We start from the raw sequence: 16,000 nt of genomic DNA, 5'->3' as shown, positions 1-16,000 counted from the left end.
CTTGGTCATGTTTATCTATCCGCAGGTCAAGTGTCCGGTTCATGGGCCTACACCGTGCCGCCCGGTTTCAGAGTGCAGGCTGTACAATCACCCGTAACAGGCGATGCTTACTCTGATCAAAGAAGAAAATTAAACTTCAACGGAAACACTTTGACCATATCTAACGCCGTCAATGACTTCTCAGCTAACACCATGACGGCAGACGAGGCGTGGCTAGTCGTATACATGGTGAGGGCGTAATGGCTGAATTTGGGGCAACATTGGTAGACCAGTACGGTAATGTATGGTCCACACCGCAAACAACACCGATATCTTTAGTGCAGAAAATAGACATAAACCCTTCATCACCTGGATCTGTCAATTTATCTGTAAACGCATCAAGTCCTTTTTTGATAGCTGCACACGGTAGTGTTACTAACACTATTTTTTGGTTGTCAAAAATTAACGGAGGGTATGTTTTAAGCTATGCGACTTCTCAAGGCATAGGTGCTGTTGGGAATGTGACTATATACATATTCGGTTACGTGATACCTCAGCCACTACCTTCTTACGGGATCGCCATATGGAACAGCAACCAGCAGTGTATACTGACAAACGAAACGAAGGTAATGCCTGCGCCCGCTAGTTACGGCGATATAGGCGGAACAAATATCGGCTATCTGGTCGACGTAACAGTATCCGGCAAGTGGGCAGTTATGCCTAAAGTGATGGGTGTTATTACTGGAATAGTAAACACAGGCGGATTACCTAGGCCTGTATCATCCCCGATAGATACTTGTGCTTATTTTGACGGGTCTACTACACGAATAAGAGCAATGCAGCGGTCAAGCCTGACAGGCGCGAGCAATATATCTTTCGCAAACTCTAGAGATCAGATATTTGCTATAGACGTGTCAAAATTCTGAATTATAAATATTTCATCAAACCCGCCAAGTGCGGGTTTTTTATTTCCCGGAGAATATATGGCTTGGTATAGAGACGGAACGGTAAGAGTTACAAATGGCAGCGCGACAGTAACCGGCACTGGAACTTTGTGGGGTGACAATAAGCAGGGAATTGGCCCGGGGCAGATGCTACTTGTTCCTGCCGCTGGCACAGTTCAGGTTTATGAGATTCTGCGAGTAGACAGCAACACCCAGTTAACGCTGAAGGATAACTTTGTTGGCACGACCGCATCAGCGTCCGTATACGCAATTCCTTCTTTCTACACGGATTCGGTACCTGATTTCGCTCGGCGATTATCTGCTCAGCTCAGCTATTACCAGAGTCAAATGGATGGTTGGCAACAGATTATGACTGGTGCGGGGAGTGTCACTCTAACAACGCCAAACGGCCAGACCGTAACCATCAGTAGCCTTAAAAAACTTACTGATGATATGTCGAATAAAGCATCACTTGTCAGCGGCGCTGTACCGATTAATCAGGGCGGAACTGGAGCGACGAATGAAGGCGATGCGCGAAAAAATTTAGGCGTTCAGCCCACTAACAACCCTACATTTAAAGGTACTCTCACCGCTGAGGTGGTTGCGTTGTCGGCTGATTCGACAATAAAAGCTAACGGTAAAAATATAATTTTCAGTAATGGCGCAACAGATATAGCCTCAATTTCTTCAACCGGCATTTTCTCAGTAAACCCGATTGACTCACAAGGTTCATTCAGATCCAGACGGGGGACGGGGGGCGCAACAGGCGTTAATTTCTGGAACTTTTTCTATGATGGCGACGTACAGGTATATGTTGATTCATCAAATTTAGGCTCAATATCACTAAGAAAAGTTTCAGATAAGTTCCTAAAAAAAGACATTGGATATCAAGAAACATCCGGTTACTTACAGGAGGTCATGGAGTGGATTCCTGCAAAGTTCAAGTACATCGCAAGAGGTGTTATCAAAGAATCAAATGAGATGCTTGGCTTTATAGCAAACGACCTTGTTAAAGTGTCTCCAGACTGCGTTACAGGTAAAGGATTACAGGAGGGATTTGATATGTTTAATCCTGAAGGCGCTTACGGATTAGATCAGGTGGCTATGATAGCCAAGCTAACTGGTGCTATTCATGCTCAGCAGGCAATGATTGAAGCACTACAGAAACAGGTCGGCGATCTAACTAACAGTTCTGAACAGACCTCATAGTTTTCTTCCTTTAGCGATCAGCATCATAACGCAATCATTCAAAATCAGACTTCCCAACACAAAAAATGCATGATTATACTGTATGCATAATCAGTATTTTCTTGAGGCTTACCATGGGTGGAAAAGTAGATCACTACATCGTCGTCTGTCGCGGGCAGTATGAGGCATACATCGCGCCGGGCCAGTACGTATTCTTTCAGCGTGAAAAGCGATACGGGGGAGGTTTCTGGTTCGGCGTGGTTATGGACGGCTTCTTTCAGTTCGCGCTGGAGCATCCGGTGTCGCTTGGCCAGGGGATTGAGTATTGGTTTTCGATTCGGCGGGCCATGGAGGGCAGGGATGTGTTTGACGATAGCCTTGATGATTTCAAGCTAGTGAGTGGGTGAGAATTACGGTCTGCGTACATAAATGCGTACATACATGGAAGTTGGCGCTCCAACACCCAATATAAATCATCAAGTTAAGTGGCAATGTCTGTAATCATGAAAATAGAAGGTTTTTTGCGGCTTGTCTGACATTGCGGAATTGACCCTTAATCGCGGCGAAAAGTGATGTTGCGGCATAGCAAACAGCCGTTAAGGATACCATTCGACGGCCAGATGTCATGGGGAAATCTGTCAAGCTTCGGCATGTGCTGGATATTCGACTAAAGTTTGATTCAACCCCAGTAAAACCGCAGTGATCCCCCACCACAACTCGGCTAAACTACCCGCCATTGATTCTTCCGCTTTTTGAATGGGCACCGCATGCGTCTGGACAAGAAAATCTCGCCGCTGGATAACGTGATTTATAGCAATTACCGCATCACGCACGCACTGCGGATCGCGCTGGCGTTCATTCTGACGTTCCTGATTGTGCGCCTGACGGAGATCCCCGAAGGCACCTGGCCGTTGATCACCTTAGTGGTGGTGATGGGGCCGATCTCCTTCTGGGGCAATGTGTTACAGCGCGTGGCGGAGCGCATTGCGGGCACGGTTTTTGGCTCGGCGTCCGGGCTGATTGCGCTTTGGCTCGAACTTTATTCTCTGCCTTTAATGCTGATGTGGTGCGGCGTGGTGATGTTCGTCAGTGGCTATCTGACCCTCGGCAAGCGGCCCTACATGGCGTTGCTGATCGGCGTAACGCTGGCGGTGGTCTGCGGCGCGGGGCCGGGGGACATGCACACCGCGCTGTGGCGTTCGGGGGACGTGGTGTTCGGCTCCTTGCTGGCGCTGTTCTTCGCCAGTATCTACCCGCAGCGCGCCTTTATTCACTGGCGCATGCAGATGGCGGATTACCTGACCTCGCTGAATAAGCTTTACAGCGCCTGGCTGTCGCCGAACATGCTGGAAAGGCCCCATCTGGAAGGCAAGCTGAAAAAATCCATGAACCAGATGGTGAAGATGCGCGCCCTGTTTGCGCCAGCCAGTAAAGAGTCGCATATCCCGCGCGAAGTCTTTGACGCCATTCAGACCCTGAGCCGCAACCTGTTGTGTACGCTGGAATTACTGGCAGATGCCTACTGGAGTTCCCGCGAAAGCCACTACCTGATGCTCAATGCCCGCAGCTTGCGCAGCGCGCAGTTGCTGATGCTCGACTCGCTGGAAAAGCTCAGTGATATGCTGCTCAATGGCACGAAAGGTGATGAAGGCGCGCTGAATCATCAGTTGAATGAGTCAGTGGAAGAGCTGAAACAGCTTATGCAAGAGATGAACGCCAGCCAGCACTTGGAAGCGCCAATCTACGGCTATGTGTGGCTGAGCATGCAGGTTGCCGAGCAATTGCAGGCGTTGGGGGATCTGATAACCATGACCATGCGCAAGGAAGAGGTGCAAATTCCCGCCAATCCGCTGGAGAAAGCGTGATGGCATTTTTGTCTGCCCATGAAAACGGGTAAGATAAAGCAATTGGACTTTCGTTCTGAACGCGCAGGCTTTTCCTGCTACGCTGTAACCTACGTTCCGGGCAGTCAGTCACTGAATCTGTGTAACTTAATCGAAGGTGTTAAAATGGACAATATCAACAAGCCGAGTTTCCATGACGTACTGGAGTTCGTACGAATTTTCCGCCGCAAGAACAAACTGCAACGCGAAATTGCTGATAACGAAAAGAAAATCCGTGATAACCAGAAACGTGTGTTGCTGCTCGACAACCTGAGCGATTACATCAAACAGGGTATGAGCATCGACGAAATTCAGGCGATTATTGCCAGCATGCGCGGCGACTATGAAGATCGCGTTGATGACTACATCATCCGTAATGCTGACCTGTCAAAAGAACGCCGCGAGATGTCTAAAAAGCTGAAAGCGATGGGCGAAATCAAAGCCAACGAAAGCAAATAAGCCGCTGTAAAAGCGCCAAATAAACAAGGCCCTGTCATTAATGACAGGGCCTTTTGCTTTGTATTGAAGGCTGAATCAGACCGAAGCAGGCTGGGCTACCGAGCTTTCTTCTGGCTTCTCATTCTCCAGCTTTTGCCTTTTACGCAGGCTGGGGAACCATGCCATCCACAGGCCGACCACGATAATAGTACCCACGCCGCCGAGCGCGGCGGCGGGAACGGCCCCCAGCCAGGCGGCCAACAGCCCGGATTCAAATTCGCCCAGCTGATTTGAGGTGTTGATAAATATCGAGTTTACCGCGCTGACGCGCCCGCGCATGTCGTCCGGCGTATCGAGCTGCACCAGTGCGCCGCGAATAACCATGCTCACCATGTCGAATCCGCCGAGGAAGAACAGGGCAATAATTGACAGCCACAGGGTGCTCGACAGGGCAAATATCAGGGTTGCCACACCAAAACCGGCCACTGACATAAACATAATCATGCCGACGTTGCGGGTCATCGCCCGGCGGCTAAGCCAGAAGCCGACCAGCAGCCCACCCACCGCCGGCGCGCCGCGCAGCAGGCCAAGCCCCCAAGGGCCGGTGTGCAGAATATCTTTGGCGAAGATTGGCAACAGCGCGGTGGCGCCGCCGAGCAGTACGGCGAACAGGTCGAGGGAAATCACGCCCAGCACGTCTTTGCGATTGCGAATAAAGCGAATACCGGCAAACAGCGTGGCGAAGGTGGCTGGAACGCGCTTCGGCTGTGCCTGCTCATACTGTAAGCGGCTGACCATCACAATCGACAGCAGATACAGCGCGGCGCATACCGCGTAGGCGGCACCCGAACCGGCAATATACAAAAAACCGCCAATTGCCGGGCCAACCATGGCCGCCGCTTGCCCAGCCACCGCGTTGGCAGCCATGGCGCGTGCCAGCATGGATGGCGGCACCAGCGCGGGCAACATGGACTGCATCGAAGGCGCTTCCATGGCGCGCGCGGTCGAAATAAGAAAAATTAGCCCAAGAATACTGATTTCATTGATGTTCTGGGTAATGGCCAGCCCGGCCAGCGTGGCAATTGCCAGCCATTCGACAATTTGCCCCAGCAGCACAATGCGCCGACGGTCAAACTGATCCGCGACGTGGCCCGCCACCAGTGCCAGCGTCACCGACGGCAAGAACTGCGCGAGGCCGATGAGGCCGAGATCTAAGGCGCGGCCAGTGATCGAATAGATCTGCCAACTGACCACGATTGATAAGATTTGGAACCCAAAGCTGGAACCCGCGCGGGCTATCCAGAAGGCGACAAAAGAGCGGTGTTGCAGTAACGACGCCGAGTTTTCGGGGTGTGGGGGCATGATCAGTTCCTGAAAATCACTATTTTGCTGACAGCGGCAAAGGGAAAATCCTGCCGATGACCAGACAATAATTATTGGTATTAATAGCGGGGTAACTATTCGAATGAATATTTTTATCACGAATAGTTAAATATCACGAACGGTTAAAAACGCTTAATACTCATTTTTACTGAGTGACGGATAAAAGGTTCTGAAGGCTCACGCGCGCAGGTAGCGCTGCGGCGTGTCTCCCAGCGACTTCTTGAACATCGAGATAAAGGCGCTGGGGCTGTGATAGCCCAACTGGTTGGCGATAGCCATCACCGTCTGGCCCTGAGCCAGCTGGCCTACGGCTTCAGCCAGCCTTAGTTGCTGGCGCCACTGGGCGAAAGTCAGCCCGGTCTGCTCGCGGAACAGCCGGGCGAGGGTGCGCGAACTGGCTCCCACCTTGTTACCCCACAGCTCCAGCGTGTCATTGTTTTCCGGCGTCGCCAGCATCAGTTCGCAGATATTGCGCAGGCGGCGGTCGGTCGGCAGCGGCAAATTACACACCGTGCTGTTCTGCGCCTGACGCAACTCGTCGAGCAATAGCGGGGAGATAAGAGCAATGCGGGCGACATTCGGCGGCGTGGCAGACTGCCCGACCAGCAGTGCCTGCACCAGCTCGTTGAGCAGAGGGCTAACTTGCAAAGTGCGGCATTTTAACCACAATGAGCTTGCGGTATGCGGGTCGAGATAAAGGCTGAAAGTGGTGATGTCGCCAAGGGCGTGCAGCTCGTGCTGGCAGTCCGACGGCAGCCAGATAGCGCGCATCGGGCCGAGGGTCCACGAGGCTTGCGGGGTCAGGACGCGTATCACGCCTTGGGTGCAAAACAGCAGCTGCGCGGCGGAGTGAGAATGCCAGTTCTCGCGAGACTGATTGCTGTAAAAATGACTGCGGGCCACTAACTGCGGGGCCGCTGGTGGTATCTCCACCCCGTAACCTTTGCGCCAGATTTTGTCCATTTCCAACAATCGCTCATCAATTGCGTTAAATTCGCCGAATTCTGTCTGTTTCGCGCTATTTCCCGAACAAACATCGCAAGCATTCTATCCCGTCCTCTGTTCAATTAAAACTTAATGATTATCATTTGTATCCTCATTATTGAGTCATTGTTTTATTTTCGGGGACACACATGCAGGGTAAATTCGGGTTTAGGCTTAAACCGCTCAGCGCGGCGCTGTTGATGACATTGATTGCAGGACAAGTGCAGGCCGCAGCACAAAATCAGACCAGCGCTGCCGCGACCACGGTGCTGCCTTCAGTGACGGTTTCCTCGACGGCGGACAGTGACGAAAGCACCAATTTTGTCGCCAAGAAAGCCAGCGGCGCGACCAAAATTGACCGGCCACTGATTGAAACGTCGCAGAGCGTGTCAGTGGTGACGCAGGCGCAGATCGCCGCGCAGGGTGCGCAGAACGTGTCGCAGGCATTGCGCTATCTGGGTGGCGTGCAGTCGGAAGCGGGCGGGGCTGATACCCGCTTCGACACCATCATCATTCGCGGTTTCAACGCCGATGAATACCTCGACGGGCTGCGTTTGCCCACCGTGACCTACTGGTCGCGCCCGAACTACGACGCCTACCTGCTGGATAAGATTGAAGTGATCAAAGGGCCGAACTCGGTGCTTTATGGTCAAGCCAGTCCGGGCGGGGTGGTGAATCTGGTCAGCAAAAGGCCGACGGCGGACCCGCTGCATGAAATCTATGTCACCACCGGCAACAACAATCTGACCGAAGGCGGGCTGGATCTGTCCGGCTCGCTGGACAACGATCAGCACTGGCTCGGGCGTTTGACCGGCACCGCGTCGAAGACTGACACGCAGGTGGATTACACCAAGTATAAACATTACGACATCGCTCCAGCCCTGACGTGGCAGCCCGATGACAACACCAGCCTGACCTTCCTCAGCCAGTTCCGCAAAGACCCGGACGCCGGTTTCTTCAACCAATTGCCGGTCCAAGGCACGCTGGTGAATAACCCGAATGGCAAAATCTCTGACAACTTCTACGGTGGTCAGCCGGGCTTCGACAGCTATAGCCGTTCGCAGGAGAGCGTGGGTTATGAGTTCATGCACCATTTCGATGATGTCTGGACCCTGCACCAGAACCTGCGCTACATGCAGACCCGCAGCGACTACACCATGGTTTATCCGTTTGGCGTGGTTGCCAACGCGCCGGAGGTGCATCGCTACAGCATGCACATTAATGAGAAGTTAAAAGACTTCGACGTTGATACCCATTTGCAGGCCAAGTTCGACACCGGCCCGGTGGATCACGACATGCTGTTCGGCGTGGATTACGTGCATGACGACTTGACGCAAAACAGCGGCTACGGAGATGCCTCTGACCTTAACTACCTCAACCCGGATTACAGCACGCCGGTGCAGACCCCGGCGCTGACAGACCATTCGCGGCTGTATATGTCGCAAACCGGCTTCTATACCCAAGACCAGATGAAGTGGAATCAGTGGCTGCTGAACCTCGGCGGGCGCTACGACAAGGCTGAAAGCCACAGCAACGATCTGGATAACGACACGCGTAAAGAGCAAACCGACTACGCCACCACCGGCCGCGCCGGGCTGATGTATCTGTTCGACAGCGGCATCGCGCCTTATGTCAGCTACGCCACCTCATTCCAGCCGCAGGCCGGAACCACCTTCAGCGGCGATGTTTTCCGCCCAACTAAGGGCAAGCAGTCGGAAGTGGGGATCAAATACCAGCCGAAAAGCTTCGACGCCTTATTCACCGCGGCGCTGTATGACCTGACCCAGCAAAACGTACTGACGGCGGACTTGGATCACCCGAACTTCTCGGTGCAGACTGGCGAAATTCGTTCGCGCGGCCTTGAGCTGGAAGCCAAAGCCAATATCACCTCGCGATGGCTGGTGAGCAGCTCCTATGCCTATACCGACCCGGAAGTCACGGCGTCGAATACTGGCAATCAGGGCAAGGATCCGGTGGGCATTCCGCGCCAGACGGCGGCGGTATGGACCGAATACGCGCTGCCGGGCATGCTTGATGGTGTCACCCTTGGCGGCGGCGCGCGCTATGTCGGCACCAGTTATGCCACCAGCCAAAACAGCCTGAAAGTCCCGGCGGTCACTGTGTTCGACGCCGTTGCGCGCTACCGCTGGCAGTCGTGGCAACTGGCGCTTAATGTGCAAAACCTGACCGACAAGCAGTACCTGAACTACTGTCAGGACAATGGCTGTCACTTCGGCCTGCGCCGCCAATATCTGGCGACCCTGAGCTATCAGTGGTAAGCATGAATCGTCGTCAGTTTCTGCAACTCGCACTGGCCCTGAGCGCAAGCTCGGGGCTTTCCCCTCTCTGTAGCTTGGCCGCCGGAGGACCCGCGCCGCGCTGGGTGATCCTCGACTGGGGCCTGACCGAAATGGCGCTGGCGCTCGGCGTGGTGCCGGTCGGCGTGGCCGCGCCACAGTGGTATCGCCGCCTGTATGGCGAACCCGCGCTGCCTGCCGACGTCGCTGACGTGGGCCTGCTATTCCAACCCAATTTTGAAACCCTGCGCGAACTGCGTCCGACGCTGCTGCTGGTGACGCCCGGCCATCTGATGGCGAAAGCCCAACTGGAGCAGATTGCGCCGCTGTTGGTGCTCAACACTTACAGCAGTTCTCCGCTCGAGCAGGCGCAGGCTAATTTGCGCCAAATGGCGGGCGCGCTGGGGCAACCTGAGCGAGCCGAGCAGATCATCGCCGCCGTGAATGCGCGGATGGACAAAGCGCGGCTGGCGGTTCAGCCTTTCGCCGACACGCCGCTCTATCTGGCCCATCCGCTGGAGATTTTGCATCTGTACCTGTTTGGCAAAGGCAGCCTGTTTGATGACGTGCTGACACGCCTCGGCCTGAAAAATGCCAGCCAGTTGGCGACCAGCGCGCAGGGTCTCGCCATGACCTCTGTGGACCTGCTCGCCGCCGGAGGCCGTGGCCGCGTGGTGCTGCTGCCTTCCTATCCGCAGCCTGATATCAGCGACATTACCGGCTCGGCGCTGTGGCGCAGCCTGCCGCTTTTGCAGCCGGAAAACTGCATCACCTTGCCTGACGGCTTGCCGCAAAATGGCGCACTGATCACCGCCGTGCGCTTTGCTGAATCTCTGGCGCTAGGCCTGCAACAGCGAGGTCGCGCATGAGCCAAATCCCGCTGACAAGCCCGGCGCATCCCGCCACCTCTTTACTAAAAAATTCGCCGCTGTGGCTGTGTATTTTGCTCTATCTCGCTGCGCTGCTGCTCAGCGTGCAGCAGCTTTCACAGCTGTTGCCGGTGGCCCAGTGGAGCCAGCTTTGGCACGCCGATAGCCTGTTGGCGGGGGCCAAGCCGATTATTGCCCATGACATGTGGCTACCGCGCCAGTGGATGGCTACCGCGCCAGTGGATGGCGGTTCTTTGCGGCATGGCCTTGGCCTTTACCGGCGTGGTGATGCAGCAGGCGCTGCGCAACCCGCTGGCAGAACCCATGACTCTCGGCGTGGCGTCCGGCGCAACGTTGGCCCTGACTATGGTCAGCTTGGCGGCTCCGGCGTGGCTGGCGTGGGGCCGCGAATGGTTTGCCATGGGCGGCTCGCTGGTGGCCATGCTACTGGTGTTTGTACTCGCGTCGCGGCAGGCGTTTTCGCCACTGGCGCTGATCCTCGCCGGGATGCTGGTGAATCTCTATTGCGGCTCAGTTTCTCTGCTTTTATCGATTATTTACGACCAGTCGCTGGCGGCGATTTTCATCTGGGGCGGCGGTTCGCTGGTGCAGGAGAACAGCCAGACGCTGTTCTGGCTGCTGCCGCGTCTGGCGATTTGCGTGGTGCCGGTGCTACTGATGTTGCGGCCGCTCGGCCTGATGGCGCTGAATGAGCAGGTCACGCGCTCCCTCGGCATGTCGCCGGTGGCGGTGCGCAGCGTGGTTATCCTCTGCGCACTGGCGATCAGCAGCTTGGTTATCAGCGCCGTCGGGGTGATTGGCTTTATCGGGCTGGCGGCTCCGCATCTGGCGGCGCTGGCAGGAGCGCACAAGCTGCGCCAACGGCTGCTTTGGTCGCCGCTGATTGGCGGAGGCTTGCTGTGGCTGACCGATCAGGGCGTCAGTCGACTGACGGGGATTAACGGCATGCTGCTGCCGACCGGCATGATGACCGCGCTGGCCGGAGGCCCGCTACTGCTGTGGTATCTGCCGCGCATCCGCAGTATTTCGCTGCAAGCTATTAAGGAGACGGTGGCGCAAAGTCAGGCACGTATTCTCAAGCCGCGCTTTGGTCTGGTGCTGTTGCTGCTGGTGGCGAGCATTGTGCTGTCGCTGGCGGTGGGGCGCACGCTGCACGGCTGGCACTGGGACGCGTGGCACGACGTGCTGGCGCTGCTGCCATTCCGTCTGCCACGGATGATTGCCGCGATGTCAGCCGGGGTGCTGCTGGCGGCGGCCGGGGTGATTATTCAGCGAGTGACCGCCAACCCGATGGCTAGCCCTGAGCTGCTGGGGATTGGCGCGGGGGCGTCGCTGGGTATTACGCTGATGCTGCTGATTATCCCAACAGCCGGGATTGCGGGCATGATGCTGAGCAGCGCGGTCGGCGCGTTTATCACACTTTTACTGACTCTGTGGACGGCGCGACAGGGGCGATTTACCCCACAGCGCGTGCTGCTCAGTGGTTTGGCGATCACCGCGATTTTCCAGTCAGTAGCGGGAGTGGTGATGACCAACAACGGCATGGCGGCCAACATGCTGCGCCAACTGATGACCGGCTCGACCTACTACGTCACCACGCCGATGGCCGTCGCCGCGCTGGCTCTGGCGCTGCTTCTATTGCTGTTTACACCGCTGGTGCGGCGCTACCTGCTGCTGTTGCCGCTGGAGTCGGTGCCGCACTCGCTGGGTTTACGCACCCAGCGCGCCCGCCTGACGGTCATGGCGCTGGCGGCGCTGATGACCGGCGTTGCGACGCTGATTGTCGGGCCGCTGTCGTTTATTGGCCTGCTCGGCCCGCACATCGCCCGTCAGCTTGGGGCGCGACGCCCGCTGGCCCAGCTGCTGCTAGCGGTGATGATTGCGGCGCTGTTGATGATTTTTGCTGACTGGCTGAGCCGCAATCTCCTCTATCCACGCCAGTTACCCGCCGGGTTAATGGCAACGCTACTCGGCGGCCCGTGGCTGGCCGTCCTGCTTTATCGGCGGCAGCATGTTAGCTGAATCCGCCTTTTCCGGAGATTCTCCCATGCCGAAACGCGGCCTGAAAATGCTGATTATTGCAGCGGTGGTCCTGCTGTTGCATCTCGGGCTGCTGCTGTTTCTGCGTATGAACCCGCCGCAAGTTGCTGAGATTAACGCGCCGCTGATGGCGGTCGAAATGGTGCAACTGGCCCCAGAGCCTCAGCATGAGCCAGAGCCTATCCCCACGCCGCCAGAGCCGGTTAAACCGGTAGAAAAAACGCCGCCGCCGGTGGTGGAGAAGGCGGCCATAAGCCTGCCGAAGGCGGAAAAGCCCAAGCCGCGCCCGGTGCATGACGAGAAGCCGAAACACCCGCCAAAACCCCAACCGCAGCACGAGGCGCAACCCGCCACTGCGCCCAAGGCTCCGGCCCTCAGCAAAGCCCCGGCGGCCAGCAAAGTAGTGACGCCGCCGCAGTTCAGTGCGGCTTACTTAAATAACCCCGCGCCGGACTACCCCCGTTTGTCGAAAAAGCTGCACGAGCAGGGTACGGTGAGATTACGGGTGGAAGTCAGCGCCAACGGGCTGGCGGCGTCGGTGGCGGTCAGCCAGTCGAGTGGCTATCCGCGCCTCGACGAGGCTGCCGTGGCGGCAGTGAAGCGTTGGAAGTTTATTGCGGCGAAGCAGGGCGACCAGCCGGTGGCCGCCCAAGTGATTGTACCGTTAGTTTTCGCGCTGGAGGGCTAACGGCGGCTTTCTTAGACTAAAACGAACATGCCGTAAGGGTGGATTTGCAGGTAGAACTGGTCCCCGGCGCTCGGCTGGAGCTGGGTAGCGTTGACCTGCAACAGCAGCGATTGGCCGTTCCACTCCACCGTCACTTCATACTGCGGCCCCATGTAGGCGACGTGCGTGATGAAGCAGCGCTGGCTGTCATCGCCCTGCAAGCCCAGCGTGATGGCCTCCGGGCGAACTCCCACCGTGCATTGTTGCAGCCCGTCGGCAAAGCCCGCCGGTTTCGGGATGTGGTAGCCAAAGATCTCCACGGTTTCGCGATGCAGATCGGCCGGGAAGACGTTGGCGTCGCCCATAAAACTGGCCATAAAGCGCGACGCGGGCTGGCGATACAGCTCCTGCGGCGCGCCAATCTGCATAATTTTGCCTTTATTCATCACCAGCACGGTATCGGATACGGCAAACGCCTCGCTCTGATCGTGGGTGACGTACAGCGAGGTGATGTTGAACTGCTGCTGCAACTCGCGGATTTTCTCGCGCATGCTGCGGCGCAGGTTGGCGTCGAGGTTACTCAGCGGCTCATCGAAAAGCAGCACTTTCGGTTTGAGGATCAGGGCGCGGGCCAGCGCCACGCGCTGCTGCTGGCCGCCGGAAATCTGGTCCACGTAGCGATCTTCGAAACCTTCTAAATCCACCAGAGAGAGCGCCTCGCGCACTCGCTCGCGAATTTCCGCCTTAGGTCTTCCCAGCATTTTCAGGCCATAGCCAATGTTCTCGCCCAGCGACATGTGCGGGAACAGGGCATAAGACTGGAACACCATGCAGATATCACGCTGCTGGATGGATCGGTCGGTCACGTCTTCGCCATCAATGAAAATCCGGCCCTCGGTTGGCTTCTCCAGCCCGGCGACCATACGCAGCACGGTGGTCTTGCCGCAGCCGGACGGGCCGAGCAGGGTAACCATTTTGCCTTTGGGGATCGCCAGATCCAGGCCTTCCAGCACGGTATTATTTCCAAAACGCTTGGCGACACCTTTCAGTTCAACAAAGCTTTTGGTGGTTTCAACCGGCGCGCGGCGCTCGGTTTGTAGAATCGTTGTCATAACAGCTCACTCCAGAATTATTGGCCGGTTTTGGCTTTGGAGCGGGAAATGCGCGCTTCGCCAACCAGATAGTCAAAGATGAAAATGATCGCCAGCATCACCACGATAAGAATCGAGCCGTAGGCGATAGCCACCCCGTACTCGCCATCTTCCACCCGGTTAAGGATATAGGCCGTGGCGACGCGGGTGTCCGGCGTCACGAGGAAAACAATGGCGCTGACGGTAGTAATGGCGCGCACGAAGCTGTAAATCAGCGCCGACAGAATCGCCGGGCGCAGCAGCGGCAGCAGGATGTACATCACGGTGCGCATCGAGCCAGCGCGCAGGCTGAGCGAGGCTTCGTCGAGGGATTTGTCCAACTGGCCCAGCCCGGCGATACCGGCGCGGATACCCACCGGCACGTTACGCATCACCATCGAAATGATCACGATGGCGGCGGTTCCGGTGAGGTAAACCGGCGCGCTGTTAAAGGCCAGAATGTAGGAGATACCCGCCACGGTGCCCGGCACCGCGAAGCACAGCATGGTGCTGAACTCGATGGTCTTTTTGCCGCGGAACTGCTGGCGCACCACGATGTAGGCGATGAGCAGGCCGAACAGCGCGGTAATTGGCGCGGCGATACCGGCGTAGAGCAGGGTGTCGAGCAGCGAAGGCCAGGCCCCGTCGCTAAAGCCTTGACCAAACAGCTTGGTGAAGTTAGCGAAGGTCAGGGTGTAATCCACGCCCCAGTTGACGGTGAAGCTGCCGTAGAAAATGCTGCCGTAGAGTAGGGCATTGAAGGCGACCCAGATGGCCAGCAGCAGCGTCACGCCCCACACCAGCGTCACCGGCAGCGGCTGCACGTCGCCACGGGAGGTTTTGCCAGAAATGGTGACGTAGGAGCGTTTGCCAATCCACATGTACTGCACGCAGAACACCAGCAGCGAGAACACCAGCAGAATCACCCCGAGGGTGCTGGCGGCCTGATAGTCGAGCTGCGCGCCGGTAATGTAGAAGTAGATTTGCGTGGCCAGCACGTCGAAGTTGCCGCCCAGCACCAGTGGGTTACTGAAGTCCGCCAGCGACTGCACGATAACAATCAGGAAGGCGTTAGCCAGCGCCGGTTTCAGCAGCGGCAGGAAGACGCGGTGGAAGGTCTGCCAGCGGCTGGCGCGCAGGGTGTATGAGGCTTCTTCCAGCGAGGGGTGAATGGTTTTAATCGCGCCGTCGAGGATCATAAAGGCCATCGGCGTAAATGCTAACACCTGCGCCAGCCAAATCCCGGTAAAGCCGTACAGCCAGTTAGTGTTGGTCAGCCCAAACCAGTTAGCCATAAATTCAGTGACATAGCCCGAGCGGCCCATCATCAGCGTGACGCCCAGTCCGACGATAAACGGCGGGGTGACAATCGGCAGAATCGAGAACACTCGGCCAATGATCGCCGAACGCTTGGCAATGCGCGTGGTGTAAATCGCCAGCACTAAGCCGAAGAAGGTACAGCCAATTCCTACCGCCACGGATAGCAGGAAGGAGTTCCAAATCACCTGCAAGATGTGCGACTGGCCGAGCACGGCCATAAAGGCCAGCGGCGCAAATTCTCCGGCGTCGTTGGTGAACATTGGGATGAAAATCGCAATGCTCGGGAAGATGATAAACACGCCAATCATGGCGATGATGCAAATCAGCGAGCCGAGCACAAAACGGTCGCCGCCCAGCCACTCAAGGCGTGACAGTGCCAGCGTGCAGACCGCTCCGAGGGCGATGAAAATCCCGATGCTGCCGTAGCCAAGGCCGCGCCCGACTAAGGTGGCGCTGACAATCATAAACAGCGCGCAGAACACTGACCATGCGGCGTCGAACTGGTGGCGACGGCGAGCTTCCAGCCGCTGCGCGTGGCGCGGGCGGAACAGCAGAACCATCGGCAACAGCAGCCACAGCAGGCTGACGTTCAGCCCCGACCAGCCGTAAGCCGCCAGAATTTCGTCCGCGGTGGATTCCAGCAAGCCATAGTCGAGGCTCCAGGCTGGCAGCAGTGCAAAGGCCAGCAGGATAAGCCCCAGCCACGCGAAAATCGGGTCGCGGCGCTGGATATCAGGCAGGCTGAGTGTATGAGACATGTTGTCCCCTCACATTTTAGGTGTTGAAAGAAAAAACTGAGTTAGAACCACTCTGCTCGTTCTAAAAGAAGAGCAGTTTTGCTCCCTCCCCTGGTAAGG

At 56.6% G+C, this 16,000-nt stretch carries 13 protein-coding genes; 9 read left to right on the top strand and 4 right to left on the bottom strand.

What is annotated here, in order from left to right:
* Nucleotides 1-239 precede the first annotated feature (239 nt).
* From V2154_RS13155 to tmaR, 5 genes are all read left to right on the top strand, one after another.
* On the top strand, nt 240-905 hold the full coding sequence (locus tag V2154_RS13155) for a hypothetical protein (RefSeq protein ID WP_353502622.1): 666 nt from the start codon (nt 240-242) through the stop codon (nt 903-905).
* Nucleotides 906-962: 57 nt separating this feature from the next.
* Nucleotides 963-2,132 (top strand): tail fiber domain-containing protein, encoded by a 1,170-nt coding sequence (locus V2154_RS13150; RefSeq protein ID WP_353502621.1) that lies wholly within the window; start codon nt 963-965, stop codon nt 2,130-2,132.
* Nucleotides 2,133-2,245: 113 nt separating this feature from the next.
* Nucleotides 2,246-2,518: a hypothetical protein gene (locus V2154_RS13145; protein WP_353502620.1), complete on the top strand. Its 273-nt coding sequence runs from the start codon at nt 2,246-2,248 to the stop codon at nt 2,516-2,518.
* Between the two features lie 360 nt (nt 2,519-2,878).
* Nucleotides 2,879-3,976, top strand: a complete 1,098-nt coding sequence (locus tag V2154_RS13140) for an FUSC family protein (RefSeq protein ID WP_034791571.1) — start codon at nt 2,879-2,881, stop codon at nt 3,974-3,976.
* Nucleotides 3,977-4,120: 144 nt separating this feature from the next.
* A complete protein-coding gene (gene tmaR, locus V2154_RS13135) occupies nt 4,121-4,453 on the top strand; it encodes a PTS system regulator TmaR (protein ID WP_034791570.1) in 333 nt (110 codons plus the stop codon).
* Between the two features lie 75 nt (nt 4,454-4,528).
* On the opposite strand, the gene V2154_RS13130 is transcribed toward tmaR, so the two are convergent.
* Nucleotides 4,529-5,794 (bottom strand): MFS transporter, encoded by a 1,266-nt coding sequence (locus tag V2154_RS13130; RefSeq protein ID WP_353502619.1) that lies wholly within the window; start codon nt 5,792-5,794, stop codon nt 4,529-4,531.
* 198 nt (nt 5,795-5,992) lie between these two features.
* Entirely contained in the window at nt 5,993-6,778 is a 786-nt protein-coding gene (locus V2154_RS13125; RefSeq protein ID WP_353503996.1) for an AraC family transcriptional regulator, read from the bottom strand.
* Between the two features lie 221 nt (nt 6,779-6,999).
* On the opposite strand from V2154_RS13125, the gene V2154_RS13120 reads away from it, so the two are divergent.
* The 4 genes from V2154_RS13120 (at nt 7,000) to V2154_RS13105 (ending at nt 12,714) form a co-directional block, all read left to right on the top strand.
* Nucleotides 7,000-9,078, top strand: coding sequence for a TonB-dependent siderophore receptor (locus tag V2154_RS13120; RefSeq protein WP_353502618.1), 2,079 nt, complete (start codon nt 7,000-7,002; stop codon nt 9,076-9,078).
* Between the two features lie 2 nt (nt 9,079-9,080).
* Nucleotides 9,081-9,965 carry an ABC transporter substrate-binding protein gene (locus tag V2154_RS13115; RefSeq protein ID WP_353502617.1) on the top strand — a complete coding sequence of 295 codons (885 nt, stop codon included), beginning with the start codon at nt 9,081-9,083 and terminating at the stop codon, nt 9,963-9,965.
* A gap of 198 nt (nt 9,966-10,163) precedes the next feature.
* On the top strand, nt 10,164-12,008 hold the full coding sequence (gene fhuB / locus V2154_RS13110) for a Fe(3+)-hydroxamate ABC transporter permease FhuB (RefSeq protein ID WP_353502616.1): 1,845 nt from the start codon (nt 10,164-10,166) through the stop codon (nt 12,006-12,008).
* Between the two features lie 25 nt (nt 12,009-12,033).
* Nucleotides 12,034-12,714, top strand: a complete 681-nt coding sequence (locus tag V2154_RS13105) for an energy transducer TonB (protein ID WP_353502615.1) — start codon at nt 12,034-12,036, stop codon at nt 12,712-12,714.
* An 11-nt stretch (nt 12,715-12,725) separates the two neighbouring features.
* Here the strand turns inward: V2154_RS13105 and fbpC are convergent, their stop codons facing one another.
* Nucleotides 12,726-13,805, bottom strand: coding sequence for a ferric ABC transporter ATP-binding protein (fbpC, locus tag V2154_RS13100; protein WP_353502614.1), 1,080 nt, complete (start codon nt 13,803-13,805; stop codon nt 12,726-12,728).
* Between the two features lie 17 nt (nt 13,806-13,822).
* Nucleotides 13,823-15,901: an ABC transporter permease gene (locus V2154_RS13095; RefSeq protein ID WP_353502613.1), complete on the bottom strand. Its 2,079-nt coding sequence runs from the start codon at nt 15,899-15,901 to the stop codon at nt 13,823-13,825.
* Between the last annotated feature and the right edge of the window lie 99 nt (nt 15,902-16,000).

The organism is Ewingella sp. CoE-038-23, assembly GCF_040419245.1.
In the GTDB taxonomy this organism is placed as follows: domain Bacteria; phylum Pseudomonadota; class Gammaproteobacteria; order Enterobacterales; family Enterobacteriaceae; genus Ewingella; species Ewingella allii.
Note: the sequence above shows the minus strand (reverse complement) of the source record. Positions and strands in the feature narration are given on the sequence as shown.